This window comes from Sphingobacterium sp. LRF_L2 (assembly GCF_965644235.1).
Lineage (GTDB): Bacteria > Bacteroidota > Bacteroidia > Sphingobacteriales > Sphingobacteriaceae > Sphingobacterium.
This window is the reverse complement of the sequence record NZ_CBFFRI010000012.1, coordinates 103,681-118,506: the sequence shown is the minus strand read 5'-3', so window position 1 is coordinate 118,506 and position 14,826 is coordinate 103,681. Positions and strand designations below refer to the sequence as shown.

The window sequence follows — 14,826 nt, the reverse complement described above, 5'->3', positions numbered from 1 at the left end:
ACCTGCTTCCTTGTTGCTCTTTAGTTGTATCTAGAAACCTCCGTGCTGATCAATAAACGCCAAGGATTCCGCCAGCGTCGGCATAAAATTGGCGCAGCCGGGCTGCAAAACCACCTGTGCACCGCTAGCATTCCCCATACGGCAAGCTTTATACCATCCCCAGTCATGGAGATAGCCATAGATAAATCCAGAGGCAAAGGCATCTCCCGCGCCCAGAACATTTAACGGAACCACCGGAAATCCTGGGACATCAGTTCGCGTGCCATCCGCTTCGTATACCGAAGCACCATTCGCCCCCCGCTTTACAACCAATGTTTTCACGCCCAATGCAAGAACTCCCGCTATCGCACGGTCGACATCTCCTTTGATAGTGGGCGCTGATATTTGCTGATGCTCAATGGTTACTTGTGAAGCATCCTCCAACATTGCTGCCAACAATTCTTCCTCCGTACCTATAGCAATATCAATACGTTGGAGGAGTGCACGTATCATAATTCCGAAAGAACGAATATCGCTCCACTGGTCTGCACGAAAGTCAATATCCAATAGCGTGGTTGTACCACTTAATCTCGCCTGTTCTGTTGCGTAGAATACTGCGCTACGACTAGGCTCAATATGCAACGCAGTTCCAGAAATTTCCATCAGCCGCACCTTTGTCAAATCAATTGCACGAACGTGGTCAATAGTAATCTGCGAATCCGCAGCATTGTTTCTATAAAAAACCAATGGGAAGTTATCAGGTGGTTTTATCCCGAGCAGTACTGCGCTACTGCGCGCATGCGGGATTCGTGGTATGAAAGCGGTTTCTATCCCCTCTTTTTCCAGAAAATTCAAAATAAAATCACCGACTTTATCTTCACCTACGCCCGTAAGAAGCGCTGCCTGAAGTCCCAAACGACTACAGCCGGTTGCGATATTCAACGGAGACCCACCCACAAAAGCATCAAAGCCCGTGATGTTAATGAAATCCGCTCCAATATCCTGAGAATATAGATCGATAGAAGACCGACCAATAGTTAAGACATCATATTTTTTCATTTATATCGTTTTTTATCATTGTTGTATGGAATATACTATTGGCTTCTAGCAAAAGGTATACATCATTTTATTTTGGATTCATTTCAGCGGAAACCATAGGAATCCGACTATCAATACCTTTCCATGTATTAAATATCCATTGGTGATCGGGGTCAGCAGTATTCGCTAGAGATTGATCGGATCCCGTTAAAAAATTAAGATAATAAACGTTATAACCATGACCGGCAACAACCGGATGATAGCCCTTTGGGACCAACACGACCTCATCGGTTTTGGCTAAAGCAATTTCATCCAAAGATCCATCAGCGGTATATACACGTTGCATCGCATAACCTTGCGGTTTATCTATCTTATAAAAATAGGTTTCCTCCAATCTTGCTTCCAACACCTTTCCTTTCTCATCAACTTTTCGTTCATCGTGTTTATGTGCGGGGAAAGAGCTCCAATTTCCAGCAGGAGTATAAACTTCCACAACGACCAATCGATGACAAGGAAAGCCTGGTTCGAGCAACTCATTAATTTGTCTAGTCGCATTGTCGCCTCCACGAATTTCTATTTTTATTTCTTCAGGTGTTCTAAAAACGGGTTCATAATCCCGATCGGTTTCGCACCAACCATAGGCAATATCCAACAATTCGGTATCTGCATACAGTTTGAATTGTGTGTGTCTAGGAAGGTACAGTACATGAGGCATTCCAGCGAACACGTCGACGCGACCATTTTCCGTTTTCCAATTCCCACGATTACTTTCTACTGTAAAATTGCCACTCAACAATACGATAGCATACTCGTAATCTCCGGTATTGACTTCCCAAATTTCGCCTTTCCTCTGTCGGCGCGCTGCAAAGTTTAAATAGGCCCAACCCGCTTCTTCACTGGTGATATATTGATAATTTTCCGCCGTTTTATCGGCAGGCACAAGTAGTGGATATTTCTCAGATGTCTTCATATTTATTTCGTTGTATTCAACAATTCATTTCTTATGTAATACGCAGCCCTATAGCGTTAAGAGATCTGTTACAGGGGATGTCTACCTGCGGATCCCAATTGGTGAAACTTCTGTATACAAAATTGTTCAAGGGCTTCGGTGTACAACTTACCAGGTACTATTGGATCAAAGATCGCGGGCTGTTCTTTAAAAAATTCACGGTGTACCCTTGTCCACAGGATCCGTAAATCAGTCGCTACATTTACTTTACAAATCCCCAAAGGTATTGCCCGTGCAATCTCTTCGTCAGAGACGCCACGCGCGCCCACTTCCAATAGACCTCCAGCATTATTGATTCTTTCCACATCATCCGCTGAGACAGCAGAACCACCATGCAAAACAAGCGGAAAACGAGGAAGTTGTCTTTGGATGTCGGCTAAAATATCAAAACGAATACCTTGATCGCCTTTAAATTTGTAAGCCCCATGACTCGTTCCAACGGCTACTGCTAGACTATCACAGCCTGTGCGTTCAACAAAAGCAGCTGCATCTGCAGGACGTGTATAACGAGAAGACGCTTCATCCACAACCAAATCATCCTCCACACCACTCAAAACACCTAATTCGGCCTCTACAACGATATCTTTAACTTGTGCCTTTAGTTTTATCGCACGTGTACGTTTGATATTTTCTTCAAAGGAATCGTGAGAAGCATCAATCATCACCGAAGCGTATCCGCCATTCTCCAAAGCATGAAGAATATGAGCTTCGTTTCCATGATCCAAATGAACTGCATAAATGACCTCAGGATAATTTTTTGCAACAGCAGCAATCATTTCCAACAATACATTTGCACCGGCGTAGTTTCGAGCCACAGGGGTCGTCTGAATAATGACAGGAGAGTCGGCAGCACGTGCAGCGCGAAAAACACCTAAAACCTGTTCGAGCGTAAAGACATTTATAGCAGCTATGGCATACTGTCCGTAGCAGTGTTCAAATAATATATGTGGCGAGACAATCATATACTGGTTTATATTGGGTTTTCGTTATACAAGTAAACGAGAAATTAAGCTAGTATGCAAACTTAGTCGTGCAAAGGTTTGCACAAGTAAATTCACAAAAAAAGTGGCACTACAAATACATGTGTGCCACTCTATATATAAAGGAACAGTGTTTCTTCGTTAGTTAACAAACAATAATCTAAGGATTAAATTGTACGGCAGTTTCATCGATCCGATAAGCATGTTGCTTAAGGAGACCTATAACCTCCGCTCCCGCCAAAAGGAAAGGCCCGTAACTATGAGCTGCGAATACATTCACCGGTCTGTAATAGTAGAACGCAGGATCAAATCCCATTCCCGTTCCCACACAAGTTCCCATAATCTGGCCAGAAGGATTTACCTGTGATGCCAACGCATCCCAGGCCAATAAGGTCATTGGGCCAAAGGCTTTGTAATCCAACCAACCGTTATTCATACCTTTTGCCAAACAATACGTGAAGATTGCCGTCGCCGAAGTCTCCAGATAGGAATCATTCCGATCCAACAGCTGGTGCCAGAAACCTGTACCTGATTGCAAGGCAGCTATACCAGAAACATGCGCCTTATAATAAGCCATAACGGCAGGTCGATCTTTATGATCTTTCGGCAACACATCCAACAATTCCGTCATAGCCATGATGGCCCAGCCATTCGCCCTTCCCCAATGGTATTGCGGTTGCATATCCATTTCCGTTAACCAGCCATGTATAAAGATCTTTTTATTACGATCAAACATACGTTCGGCAAACTGAAGCACTTGCTTACAAGCTTCGTCGTAATATGCTTTATCGCCTGTCAACTTTCCCATATAGGCAATCGCAGGCACACTCATAAAGAGATCATCCAACCAAACTGTATTCTTTTGAGGCCTATTTCGTGCAAAAGTACCATCAGCCAAACGATGTTCTTTGTGCAATATAAAATCGATCAAATGATCAATAACGGGACGAAAAGATAGATCGTTGGCCTGCAAACTATATTTGATCATTGCCATACAGATCGCTCCAGCATCGTCCAATGCATGTGGTTCTAAAAGCGAGTGTATTGGAGAATCTGTCCAAGACGTGCGGGGTTGTTTTTGATAATAATTAAACAAATCGCGCAATAAGAAAAGTCGTTCTTGTGCATAAGAATGGTAACGGTTTAGAGTCGTTTTCTCGTACGTATCCAACATCGCTGCATAAGTCACTCCCCATTCATAGCTTGTTAAGCGAAATTGTCCCTTTGCAAAAGCCATGGGAGCTTTCAAACGATTAGTCGCTAGGTGCTCATTTGTTTTCTTATCCACAAGTTTCGCGGGCGTAACAGATTCCAAATACGATAACACCAAATCCAGCTTTTGTTCAATCTGTTTCTGGTTCGCCTCTCCATAAGGATGAGGGTAATCCGGCTTTAAGAGATGTAAAGGGGTGTTTGCATCCGTTAATACCTCCTGTGCTAACAGGAGATGCGTAGCGCTAAGTAAAAAACTAATCCCTAAAAAGCTCACGATATATTTCATACGATATCGCTGGTCGTAATTTTTATTTTTCATGAATGGAAATTGTTACGTTGGCTGAGATCTGCCCAACAAATTCACGGAGATACTCTTCAAAATATTTTTCACTTCGAAACTGTGGATCACGCAGTTCCCAACAGGCCAATGCATAGTAAGATAAAGGTTGGTTATCCTGCAATGATAATTTTGCAAGATAGCTTGTTGCAATACGTCCCTTCGCAGGCGCCTCTATATAGCCTTTATAAACAGACCGAGGTAGTACTAAAGCCAAGCCTAGATACCATTCTTTTTCATACGTTTGCATATCGTGTGTAGACAATATGACCCATTGATCATTGGCATAGAACTCTTTCAAGGGTTTATCTGTTCTTGAATTAACCAAACCAACAAGTAACTGTTCGTCACCTTGAAGCCCACGATATTCCACCGTATTTTTATAGCCGTACATCCCTGGCCAAATCTCCACTCTTTCGTTCGCATCATAACGCCGGCCATTTGGCAATTTCCATTTTTCATACGCAAAATCCACGATAGACCGAACGGGGCCCTCAGCATATACGTTGAAAGTTGTTTTATCGATAGGCCCTAAGGTATCTCCTTCAATACTCCCCATCCGATAAAGACTGTCATCGCCAATCACTAAAGAAATACCTCCTACCCCTAATGAATTTCCCACGGCGAGAATATCTCTGCCCCAGCTTTCCATCACATGGTAGTTATCTTCCGTCACACCGTCTTTATTGATACCGACATTCCTCGGTGCAAGATCGGCAACACGCTTACCAAAGACATCCTTGGAATTTCGCCCATCTAAATAATGACGGAAACCTACTTTATCGTTTTCCCAGGATGGACCATCTGTTTGAAAAGGCTGAAAGCCAGCAACCAATGGCAACTGATGTGGTAAAAACACCCCAGTATTCGACCGTCTTACCGTATCGGCCAAAGAAGTTCGGACACCGTGACGTACACGTGTCCGGAAAGGAAAAGCAATAGAATCACTTGACCAATGCAAGGTATATTTCTGTTGTTGATTCGCATCAAGATTCACGACAAAAAACAATTCATCCCACTTCCCATCGCCGTTTATGTCATCCAATTGAGCAGCTAGCGTATCTCCTTTTTCAGAAATAACAATAGGAAAAAACTTCTCCGATTTAGGGAACTTTAGTTTAGCAGCTTCAATCTTTATGGGGTAGTCTTTCAAGACAATATCTGATTTATTTTCCAATTGCAGCTCAAAAGATGGCGAAGCAGAATTTCCACATGCAGCAAGTAAAGCAGTTGTGCATACACACAAGATTCCTTTTTTTAAATAATGCATAATTTTTCGTTATATATCTAAATCTAGCTAAAAGAAAGCTTATAGGTGAATGGTGTATATCCTGTAATGAATACACGTTGTCCTTCGGAAGGATATTCACCAAAATGCACACTGTATTTCTCTCCATCCAGTCCTCGAATCCCCTCGTGCTTCTTCAGTCCGGGGCCGAAACTAATTTGATCTTTGCCCTTCTTAAAGGTTCCTGTTCCACTGGCCAAGAAATAATCATGCGTTGCTCCTTCAACTTTTTCCACTCCAACCAGCTCCCCACCAAATTCAAAGCACAATTCTACTGTAACAGCAACGCCCACTTGTCCAACTACTTCAAACTCCACAGACACATTTTCTTCCGCGTGACGAATGCGGATTGTATTATTTAAAGTTTTTACATTACTTACATCCCTTTTATTAAAATCCATCTTGCTGTAAAAACGATCATCCGTACTCGGCGTTAGTTGATAATCGCCAGCAGCATTACGATCTTCTTTTGCTAAGGGTTGAAAATAATAAGCTTCTTGCTTTTTGTGCAAAGTATATACATGATCCTTTACTTCCAATCCTTCACTTCGAAAATGTCCCATACTAAAAAAGCGAGAAGACATACGCATATGTTTTAAGATAGCCTCTCCCTTTCTATAGCTAAAAAAGTTTGGACTGACAGATCTTCCCGATGCAATAATCAATGGCCAATCCACGCCGCCAAAAATCGTGCTGCTATTATCTCCAGTCCGAATACGGGCAAGACTACTTGTGGAGAATACTTTTTCAAATGTTGTCGGTAATTTTTCAAAGGAAGGGAATGGTTTTGTTAGCGCAGGGTTCACCATAAACTGGTATAAAGAATCCTTCACAATATACTCTTCAAAATCAGGCAGCTGTTCAATAAATTGTGTCAAAGCGGCAAAGAAACCATTCTTCTGTTGTACTGCCAAAAATCGATAATGTAGATATTGTGTCGTTATACGGCGCTGATCATACTGATCCTGCCGTCTAGAATCTACCGTCACCAAGTCGCCGTTCGGTTCCATATAATAATAGGTCATGGTCAGGTTTTTGGCCACGGGCTCGTATAGTGCAGGTCGATTTAACAGACGTCCAATGGTTAAAAAAGCACGATTCTCCACATCCGAATAATTCATACTACGTTCCGGATAGTGTCCATCAGCATCGATAAAAATCCCCTCACCCAACCAATCATCAATGCGATCTACCCATGCCTCTTTCGGATACACCGCATTAATCCACGCCAATGCGGAACAGATTTCCCAGCGATGATTTGGTGTATGCACGCCTCCCGTACGCAGTGCCTCCCCTACTTTCAGTATAAAATCTTTAATTTCATTTTTTATCGGATCAAGTGCGACATCTTTATTTTGCAATAAAATATAGACACCGGCACACAATGGCTCCATAATAAAAGCCGTATCAGGGGGCGATTCCAAATTTCCAGCATTCAACGTTCCGTCGTCCTGCTGTAACGCCTTCAACCCTTTTGTAATATCTACTAACTTCGCTATAACCTCCTTACTGCCTTTGAAACGGGAATCAGGATGACTATAAGCTGCTGCCATTTTTGCAAAATTGTAACCTAGGCTTCGACCACCATGTCTATTGGCTTTATCTCCCAGTGTCAATAGTTGCTGTACATGTTCATTATTGGCTTCAACCAATCTTTTTATCATCTTATCTGCCGCTAACTCGTTTGGAGTAGTTCCTTCAAAAGCAAAGATTGATGAACTATTTAGCATGCTATAGCTTAATGCTGTTCCTATTCCTAATTGTTTAATAAATGTCGCTCTATCCATCTTATTCACTTATTTAGTATGATTGATTCACATAAGCTATCCATAATAGTTTTAGAACCTTGTTCCTATTATTTCCAACTCTTTTGCCTATTTACTTCCGTTTTTTTCTTTCTTGGTGATCGTTGTTTGATACAATATCTTTCCATCGTATCGTATAGCATGCACCACAATTTGATCTGCCGTTGCTGAAAATAGTAAAAAACCACTTTCAGCGGCTCCAAATTTGCTGATAGGCAAAGTTCCTACTTCTGTGTTTTCAGAAGCCGCTCCAGAAACAAAATGGTGTACCCCTCCTTCAGGCAATAAATGTTGTAAGCTGTGGTCGTGACCGCAAAGATACACATCGACGTTATTTTTCGTCAGCAGATTGTGCAAAGAACTTCTAATCCTTTTGGTGTCGTAGCCTTCCCGACGCGACTGGCTTGCCGTATATAAAGGATGGTGACCTACTACAATATTCCATCCTGTATCGGCACCGGTATCAGCAATACGTTCCGCTATCCATTTTTTTTGAGCCGTACTATCCTGCGTGCGTACGTTTGGACCGTACTCAGCATTCTCATAAAATTCAGGGATCAACGGATTTGTATCAATAAAAGTAAATTTAAGTTTTTTCTTAGATCCATCGCTCAGCGCAATCGATTGATCGAAGTATCGCGCAGGCATGTGCCAGCGGCGGCTGATCTTTGTATAGGCAACTTGTGCGTCAGGATTACCCATATAGTCGTGGTTTCCCAGTATACTATACCACTCACGTTGCAGCGAAAAATCTTTATAGATCTCTTCTAGAGAATAGGTCCAATGTGGATCTTGCACACTAGCAACTCCTTTTGGGTAAAAATTGTCACCGACATTGATAAAAAACCGGACATCCGCTTGTCGGGCTGTCTTAGCCATCTGTTGCGCCACCTGCAATTGGTGATCATCGCCAAATCTTCCCCAATCACCGAAAACAATAAAATTTATGGACTTGGGAGGCAAGCTTAAGCTTGCCTCCTGTGCCATAACATTCCCTGTTAATCCCCAGCTACAACATACAAACAAGTACCTTATAGCCCAACTTCCCCATCTTAACTTGTTTATAAGCTTCATTAATATTCAGGGTTTTGCGTTATACTACCTCCAGTTAAATCAATCTCCGTGTTCGGTATCGGTCTTAGCAAATGATAAGGCTTCAATGCGTTATTTAAAGCCGCATGCGGATTATGAGCCAATGTACGTTCGATTAATTTCCCTGTACGTTTCAAATCCAGCCATCGGCTAACCTCACCGGCAAGTTCTTTTGCACTCTCGTCCAACACGATATCAAGGGTAATTTCATTCGCAGCATACAAGCGTGTCAAGCCTGCTCTTTTTCTAAGTTCATTTACTAAAGCTGCTGCTTTAGCAGTATTACTACTTTTCAAATAAGCCTCAGCGCCCAAGATATAGGCCTCTCCAGCACGCATGATGACCGCATCACGCTCTCCATCTGGATTAATTCCTGGATTGGTATACGGAACTCCTGGGTCGTCAAATTTACGGAACATTGGGTAATGAACCTGTGTTAGGCCATCCGGAGTGTAATAATTTCCGGGATTTATCACAACATATTTCTTTGTCGCTATGACTTGCTGCGACCAAGCTGTTTTGGGAAAATAAATAGCTGTATCCCCAATGGCAATTCTTCCATCTGTACTATTCACCTCAGCTATCATTGTTCTACGTATAGTTGCTGCTTCACGCGCATCACCATCCTCAAACAGCGTGTAGAAAAATGGTGTTGGCGCTGTGCCCGAACCACGATGGTATAACGTAGATCTCGTCATCCCGGGATAGACGTCATATGTAAATTTAAACTGCAAATGTTTGTTATTTCCTACCCCACGCGACACAGGATCCGAGCCATACAAAATGGAAAAGATTACCTCTGCATCCCGTTGCCCTGCTTTAGAAAATAATGTTGCAATGTTGGTCGCTAGCGGATGTTGCGTGATGACAGACTCAAATAAACTAGCTGCTTCTGTAAAATCGCTAGAGACTGCGAAAGATTTATAGCCACGTGTTAGCAATACCTTTCCTTTTAGATGACGCACGGCACTTTTAGAGACGCGGCCAAACTCAGCAGGTGTTTCATCCACCGCAGCAAGTGCATCGTCAAGATCTGTCAATATCTGTTGATATACTTCTTGTTCAGAAGCTCTTGTAAAATTAGATTCAGCGGTACGTGCTTCTTTCAGAATTAACGGCACACCGCCAAATTGTTCAACCAGATTGAAATAGGAAAATGCGCGGAAGAATTTTGCCTCGCCAAGTCCTTTGTTCTTCGCGGCATCTGTCAATCCGGCAATCGTTCCAGAACGATCAATCGTGGTGTTCGCCGCTCCGATTACAAAATACCAATTTTGCCAATTTGACTGGAAAGACCAATTAAAAGGAAGCATATTCACATAATCGTTCAACTCACTAACACCTGCAACAATATCTCCTCTCGTAAAAATATCCGTGCCTTGATGGTCCAAATCATAGTTGGTAGTCGCTGTACGCATTTTGTCATAGATATTAGCCACCAGCTTGTCAAATGAGGCTGGATCGTTAAAACTAATCGCATCAGTCAATGCTTTTCTGTTTTCCTCTTCCAAGAAATCTTTACATCCGGAAAACGACAATCCAACTAACAGTAATAATATATATCTTTTCATAATTTCAGCAATTAAAAGTTAACATTTAAACCAGCCATAAATGTTCTTGTCAAGTGTGCGGCACCGTAACTGTTTCGTCCTGCAGTTTCTGGATCCGATCCCTTGTAGTCTGTGAAGATAAATGGGTTTTGTGCCGTAGCATACAAGCGAACACTTTTCAGTTTTGTTTTTTGTAGCAGTGAATTTCCAAAAGTATAACCTAACGTGATGTAACCAACTTTTACATAAGATAAATCTTGGAAGATAACCGCTTCAGTATATGGTCCGTTGTTACTCGGTTGGTACCATTCATTGGAAGGATTATCTGGCGTCCAGTAATTCATCTTCATTGAATTGAAACGCGCTGGTGTAGAGTCAAAACCACCTCCATGAGATTGGTGCATATAACTGGTCGCTACGACACCTTGACTCGTATTAACAAAGAAAGAGAAGTCTACATTTTTATAATTAAAGGTATTGGTTATACCACCTGTCCAGTCTGGCATATTGTTTCCAATAATCACCCGGTCATCGGCATTAATTACCCCATTACCGTCAATATCTTTGACACGAACCTGTCCGGGTTTTTGACCATATTTAGCAGCTTCTTCAATCTCGTCCAATTGCCAGATACCATCAAAATCCCAAGTATAAGCCGATCCTATAGACTCACCTACACGGTGAATATAGGTACCGCTTTGGATACTAAAAATGATTTCTTCCAGATTGTTATACAGCTTCGTTAATTTATTCTTGTTGAGTGCAAAATTCAAGGAAGTCGTCCACTTGAAATTCTCACCATTTATATTCTTGGTATTCAACAACACTTCCACACCGCGATTTTGTCCTTCTCCAACATTTTCAAAAACACCTGAATAACCTGTTACTGTAGACGTCGGTCTATAAAAAATAATACCAGTATTATGTCTGTTGTAAATGTCCACTGTACCTGTTAATCTGTTTTTTAAGAATCCAAAATCAACCCCTAAGTTCCATTCTTTTGTTTTTTCCCAAGTTAGGTTCTGATTCGCCAAGTTCGTAATATAATTTGTTTGTACGACCTTATCGCCGATATTGGTAAATCCTGCTCCTACTAACGATTGCGATCCCAGAGGTGCTAATCCCCCTCCCGCACCGTTATTACCGGTCTCACCGTAACTCAAACGCAATTTCAAGTCACTCACTGTTTGCTGTGTTTTCATGAAAGACTCGTTTATGACACGCCACGCGAATGCCGCTGACGGGAAAAATGCCCATTTGTTGCCTGGTGCTAGGATAGATGAACCGTCATAACGTCCTGTGAACGTTAACAGATACTTGCTTTTATATCCGTAATTTAAACGACCAGTATACGACTCTAATGTTTGTTTTGTTAACGCACTGGTCATGCTATTGATCACAGATCCTGCGCCTACATTGTAGAATAAAAACTCGTCAGTCGCAAAATTCCGACGCTGCATTTGATAGTTTTCCGAACGATCCAAAAATAGCGAGTAAACGAATGTACCGCTCAACGAATGATCTTCACCAAGATCCGCATCGTAGTTCACAATATTATCCCAAGTCCAAGAAATACGATTAGAATTAATCACCTCTGCACGTGTATTCGCTTGATTACCACTCGTCGATTTACTGTATCGTCCACGGTATTCTCCTAGACGCCTAAATTCAATATTAGGCGAAAAATTAGTTGACAAACGTAATCCTTTAACCGGCGTATACGCTAAAGAAATATTACCGATGTAATTCAATGCTCTTGTCTCTAAAGTCCAGTTATCAGCTTCAAATAATGGATTTGTGATAAACGTTTCACCTTCTAAAGGAAAGAATTGAGGCTCTCCGTTCGCATCATAAGCAGATCCCGTCGGCCGAAGGCGATACGCACTACGCAGACCTTCTAAGCTGCCCTCATCACGAATGGCAAAAGCGACATAGTTATTGTAGTTAAACGTTACTTTTGGAAGAATTTCCGCACTCACATTGCCACGCAACGAAAAACGTTCATACTTCTCTCCTTCAAAAGTACCCTCATCCTTCGTGTAAGCCATACCCGCGCCATATGTTGCTTTATCACCTCCACCACTTACGTTAAAGGTATGATTGGTTTGAAAACCATTCTTATTTACTAAGTCAATCCAATTTGTGTAGTTACCATTCTTCATGTTCTCCAATTCATTTGGACGCATATAATCGCTTAATACAACATCATCCACAGTGAAGTCATAATTGCCCGAAGCCCATTTGTTACCAACCACGGCATCTTTTAAGTATTGCACAAACTCCTCTCCTTGTAGCATGCGAGGGAGGTGATAAGCTTCTTTTGTTCCAAAATAATTTTCGTAGGATACCACTGTTTTACCTTTAGCACCACGTTTGGTTGCGATAATGATTACTCCATTTGTACCTCGTGAACCGTAAATCGCGGTTGCAGAAGCATCTTTTAAAATATCCATGCGTTCTATATCGGACGGGTTTAAAAAAGAAATATCATTTACGAAAATACCATCCACCACAAACAACGGGTTTTGACCAGCACTAAAACCAGCATTAGATATAGATTCACTAGAATTGATGGTATTCGCACCGCGAATACGTACGTTAAAACCCGATCCAGGTTTATTATCTGCGGCCTGAATATTGACACCAGCCACCTGACCTTGCATAGCCTGAAAAGCATTTGTCTTGTTTGTTTGTTGAATAGACTTTGCGTCCATAGAAGAAATGGAGCCTGTAACATCACTCCTTTTTGTTTGGCCGTATCCAACGATAACCACCTCATCTAACGAGGTATTGGATGTTGCTAAACGGATTACCAAATCACTTGATCCATTGACAGACACCTCCTGCGTTAAATATCCAACATAAGATACCTGTAGTGCTGTTTGTAAACTTTTTACAGCCAGTTGAAAATTACCTTGTGCATCTGTTTTTGTAGAATTTGTTGTTCCTTTTTCCGTTAGCGTAACACTCGCAATAGCTTGCTGCGTTTCCGCATCAAGGACCTTTCCTTTAATGGTAAGGCCGTTTTGCGCATGGGCAGCCCCCACAGCAATCACAAACGACAAGCAAAATAACATTAAGCGTCGAAGTGACAATTTTTGTACAGCATCCCATCCTGTACATTTGTAATTGAGTAAAATCATCTTTCTCATATGAACTAGGTTTTATAATCTTAAGTACCGGTTAGCTAATGACAATTGATCGATAAGCGTTGTCCTGTATTTACGATAACAAATGACGAACAAATTATTGTATCGGACAAGTTACACTTATGCAAAGGTTTGCGTACATTTACAGAAATGTAGCTAATTTTCGACATCCAAATACTGCGATTTCACGTACATCGCAGCCATTGACTCGAAAACATAAAATTGTGGACCATATTTTTAATTATGCAGAAAACGCACCCGATAACCATTACCGACATTGCCAACCAACTTGGGGTCTCACCCTCTACAGTTTCTCGTGCCCTACGCGACCATCCTTCCATCAGTGCAAAAACGAAAAGGGATGTACTGGCCTTGGCAGAAAAACACAAATACCAACCTAACCTACTTGCATTAAGCTTATTAAACAAAAAAACAGGCATCATCGGTATTGTTGTTCCGGAAATTACGGGTTACTTCTTCGCCACAGTTATCAGCGGCGTTCAGGATATGGTCAGTAAAGCTGGATACAAACTGCTGATTTCGCAAACAAACGAATCCTTTGAGGAAGAAAAAAGACTATTGCAAGATATGACTTCGCTACGTTTGGATGGCGTACTGATATCTCCCACTTTCGAAACAAAAGACTACAAACATTTTGAACGATTACAAAGTGCCGGTATTCCACTGGTTATTTTTGACCGCGACTGTGCCGATTTTGAAGCAGACAAAGTACTTGTCGATAGTTATGACGGGGCTTATCAGGCTGTAGAATATCTGATAAAAAATGGTTGCAAAAACATTGCTCATATTGCGGGACCGATCTCCTTTCCCACTTTTAAACAAAGGCTCGACGGCTATCTCAATGCCCATTACGACAATAACCTTCCGATACGATCAGAACTCATCATCAAAAGCAATGATTTCTCATCGGATGCAGGCGTAGATGCCGTCGAACAATTATTGCGGAAGGAAAGGAAAATGGACGCTATTTTTGCCGTCAACGATGCCGTGGCTATCGGATCCATGCATGCACTACGCGAGCATGGCTATCGTGTGCCAGAGGATATATCGATCATCGGTTTCGATGACGAACCTTACGCCCAATACTACTACCCTTCATTATCTACGGTTTGGCAACCAGCCTATGAATTGGGTATGCTTTCTGCCAAAATACTCTTGGATTATTTTTCGTCTAAAGACCCCCGCAAAGCCTACCGTTATGAGATTCTAAAACCAGAATTAATGATAAGACAATCTTCTATCGAACTCAAAAATAGAACATAACGACGAAGAGATTTTAAAAATAAAACCGAAAAAGATCTAGGTTCCCATATTTCATAATATCAATTTATTTTCTAGCTTTACGGCCGGCACAGTATCATTT

The 14,826-nt window shown here is 41.8% G+C and carries 10 protein-coding genes; 1 reads left to right on the top strand and 9 read right to left on the bottom strand.

The features are described from left to right. Nucleotides 1-30: 30 nt before the first annotated feature. The 9 genes from iolC to ACSZOX_RS20980 all read right to left on the bottom strand — a co-directional run bounded on the left by iolC (nucleotide 31) and on the right by ACSZOX_RS20980 (nucleotide 13,445). Entirely contained in the window at nucleotides 31-1,038 is a 1,008-nt protein-coding gene (gene iolC, locus ACSZOX_RS21020; RefSeq protein WP_437922177.1) for a 5-dehydro-2-deoxygluconokinase, read from the bottom strand. A gap of 67 nt (nucleotides 1,039-1,105) precedes the next feature. Next, complete coding sequence (gene iolB / locus ACSZOX_RS21015; protein ID WP_437922176.1) at nucleotides 1,106-1,987, bottom strand: 5-deoxy-glucuronate isomerase; 882 nt, start codon at nucleotides 1,985-1,987, stop codon at nucleotides 1,106-1,108. Between the two features lie 68 nt (nucleotides 1,988-2,055). Then, entirely contained in the window at nucleotides 2,056-2,988 is a 933-nt protein-coding gene (locus ACSZOX_RS21010) for a class II fructose-bisphosphate aldolase (protein ID WP_437922175.1), read from the bottom strand. Nucleotides 2,989-3,166: 178 nt separating this feature from the next. Then, on the bottom strand, nucleotides 3,167-4,540 hold the full coding sequence (locus tag ACSZOX_RS21005) for a glycoside hydrolase family 88/105 protein (RefSeq protein ID WP_437922174.1): 1,374 nt from the start codon (nucleotides 4,538-4,540) through the stop codon (nucleotides 3,167-3,169). Beyond that, nucleotides 4,530-5,828: a DUF4861 domain-containing protein gene (locus tag ACSZOX_RS21000; RefSeq protein ID WP_437922173.1), complete on the bottom strand. Its 1,299-nt coding sequence runs from the start codon at nucleotides 5,826-5,828 to the stop codon at nucleotides 4,530-4,532. Before ACSZOX_RS21000 ends, ACSZOX_RS21005 begins: the two co-directional genes overlap by 11 nt. 23 nt (nucleotides 5,829-5,851) lie before the next feature. Continuing rightward, nucleotides 5,852-7,633: a hypothetical protein gene (locus ACSZOX_RS20995; RefSeq protein ID WP_437922172.1), complete on the bottom strand. Its 1,782-nt coding sequence runs from the start codon at nucleotides 7,631-7,633 to the stop codon at nucleotides 5,852-5,854. Between the two features lie 87 nt (nucleotides 7,634-7,720). Then, on the bottom strand, nucleotides 7,721-8,725 hold the full coding sequence (locus tag ACSZOX_RS20990) for a purple acid phosphatase family protein (protein WP_437922171.1): 1,005 nt from the start codon (nucleotides 8,723-8,725) through the stop codon (nucleotides 7,721-7,723). Continuing rightward, nucleotides 8,725-10,314 (bottom strand): RagB/SusD family nutrient uptake outer membrane protein, encoded by a 1,590-nt coding sequence (locus tag ACSZOX_RS20985; RefSeq protein WP_437922170.1) that lies wholly within the window; start codon nucleotides 10,312-10,314, stop codon nucleotides 8,725-8,727. Before ACSZOX_RS20985 ends, ACSZOX_RS20990 begins: the two co-directional genes overlap by 1 nt. An 11-nt stretch (nucleotides 10,315-10,325) precedes the next feature. After that, nucleotides 10,326-13,445, bottom strand: coding sequence for a SusC/RagA family TonB-linked outer membrane protein (locus ACSZOX_RS20980; RefSeq protein WP_437922169.1), 3,120 nt, complete (start codon nucleotides 13,443-13,445; stop codon nucleotides 10,326-10,328). Nucleotides 13,446-13,685: 240 nt separating this feature from the next. On the opposite strand from ACSZOX_RS20980, the gene ACSZOX_RS20975 reads away from it, so the two are divergent. Then, entirely contained in the window at nucleotides 13,686-14,726 is a 1,041-nt protein-coding gene (locus ACSZOX_RS20975; protein ID WP_437922168.1) for a LacI family DNA-binding transcriptional regulator, read from the top strand. Nucleotides 14,727-14,826 lie beyond the last annotated feature (100 nt).

Bases quoted from the DNA above. Each gene is read 5' to 3' on its own strand.
- iolC (WP_437922177.1), bottom strand. From the start codon at position 1,038: ATGAAAAAATATGATGTCTTAACTATTGGTCGGTCTTCTATCGATCTA.
- iolB (WP_437922176.1), bottom strand. From the start codon at position 1,987: ATGAAGACATCTGAGAAATATCCACTACTTGTGCCTGCCGATAAAACG.
- ACSZOX_RS21010 (WP_437922175.1), bottom strand. From the start codon at position 2,988: ATGATTGTCTCGCCACATATATTATTTGAACACTGCTACGGACAGTAT.
- ACSZOX_RS21005 (WP_437922174.1), bottom strand. From the start codon at position 4,540: ATGAAAAATAAAAATTACGACCAGCGATATCGTATGAAATATATCGTG.
- ACSZOX_RS21000 (WP_437922173.1), bottom strand. From the start codon at position 5,828: ATGCATTATTTAAAAAAAGGAATCTTGTGTGTATGCACAACTGCTTTA.
- ACSZOX_RS20995 (WP_437922172.1), bottom strand. From the start codon at position 7,633: ATGGATAGAGCGACATTTATTAAACAATTAGGAATAGGAACAGCATTA.
- ACSZOX_RS20990 (WP_437922171.1), bottom strand. From the start codon at position 8,725: ATGAAGCTTATAAACAAGTTAAGATGGGGAAGTTGGGCTATAAGGTAC.
- ACSZOX_RS20985 (WP_437922170.1), bottom strand. From the start codon at position 10,314: ATGAAAAGATATATATTATTACTGTTAGTTGGATTGTCGTTTTCCGGA.
- ACSZOX_RS20980 (WP_437922169.1), bottom strand. From the start codon at position 13,445: ATGAGAAAGATGATTTTACTCAATTACAAATGTACAGGATGGGATGCT.
- ACSZOX_RS20975 (WP_437922168.1), top strand. From the start codon at position 13,686: ATGCAGAAAACGCACCCGATAACCATTACCGACATTGCCAACCAACTT.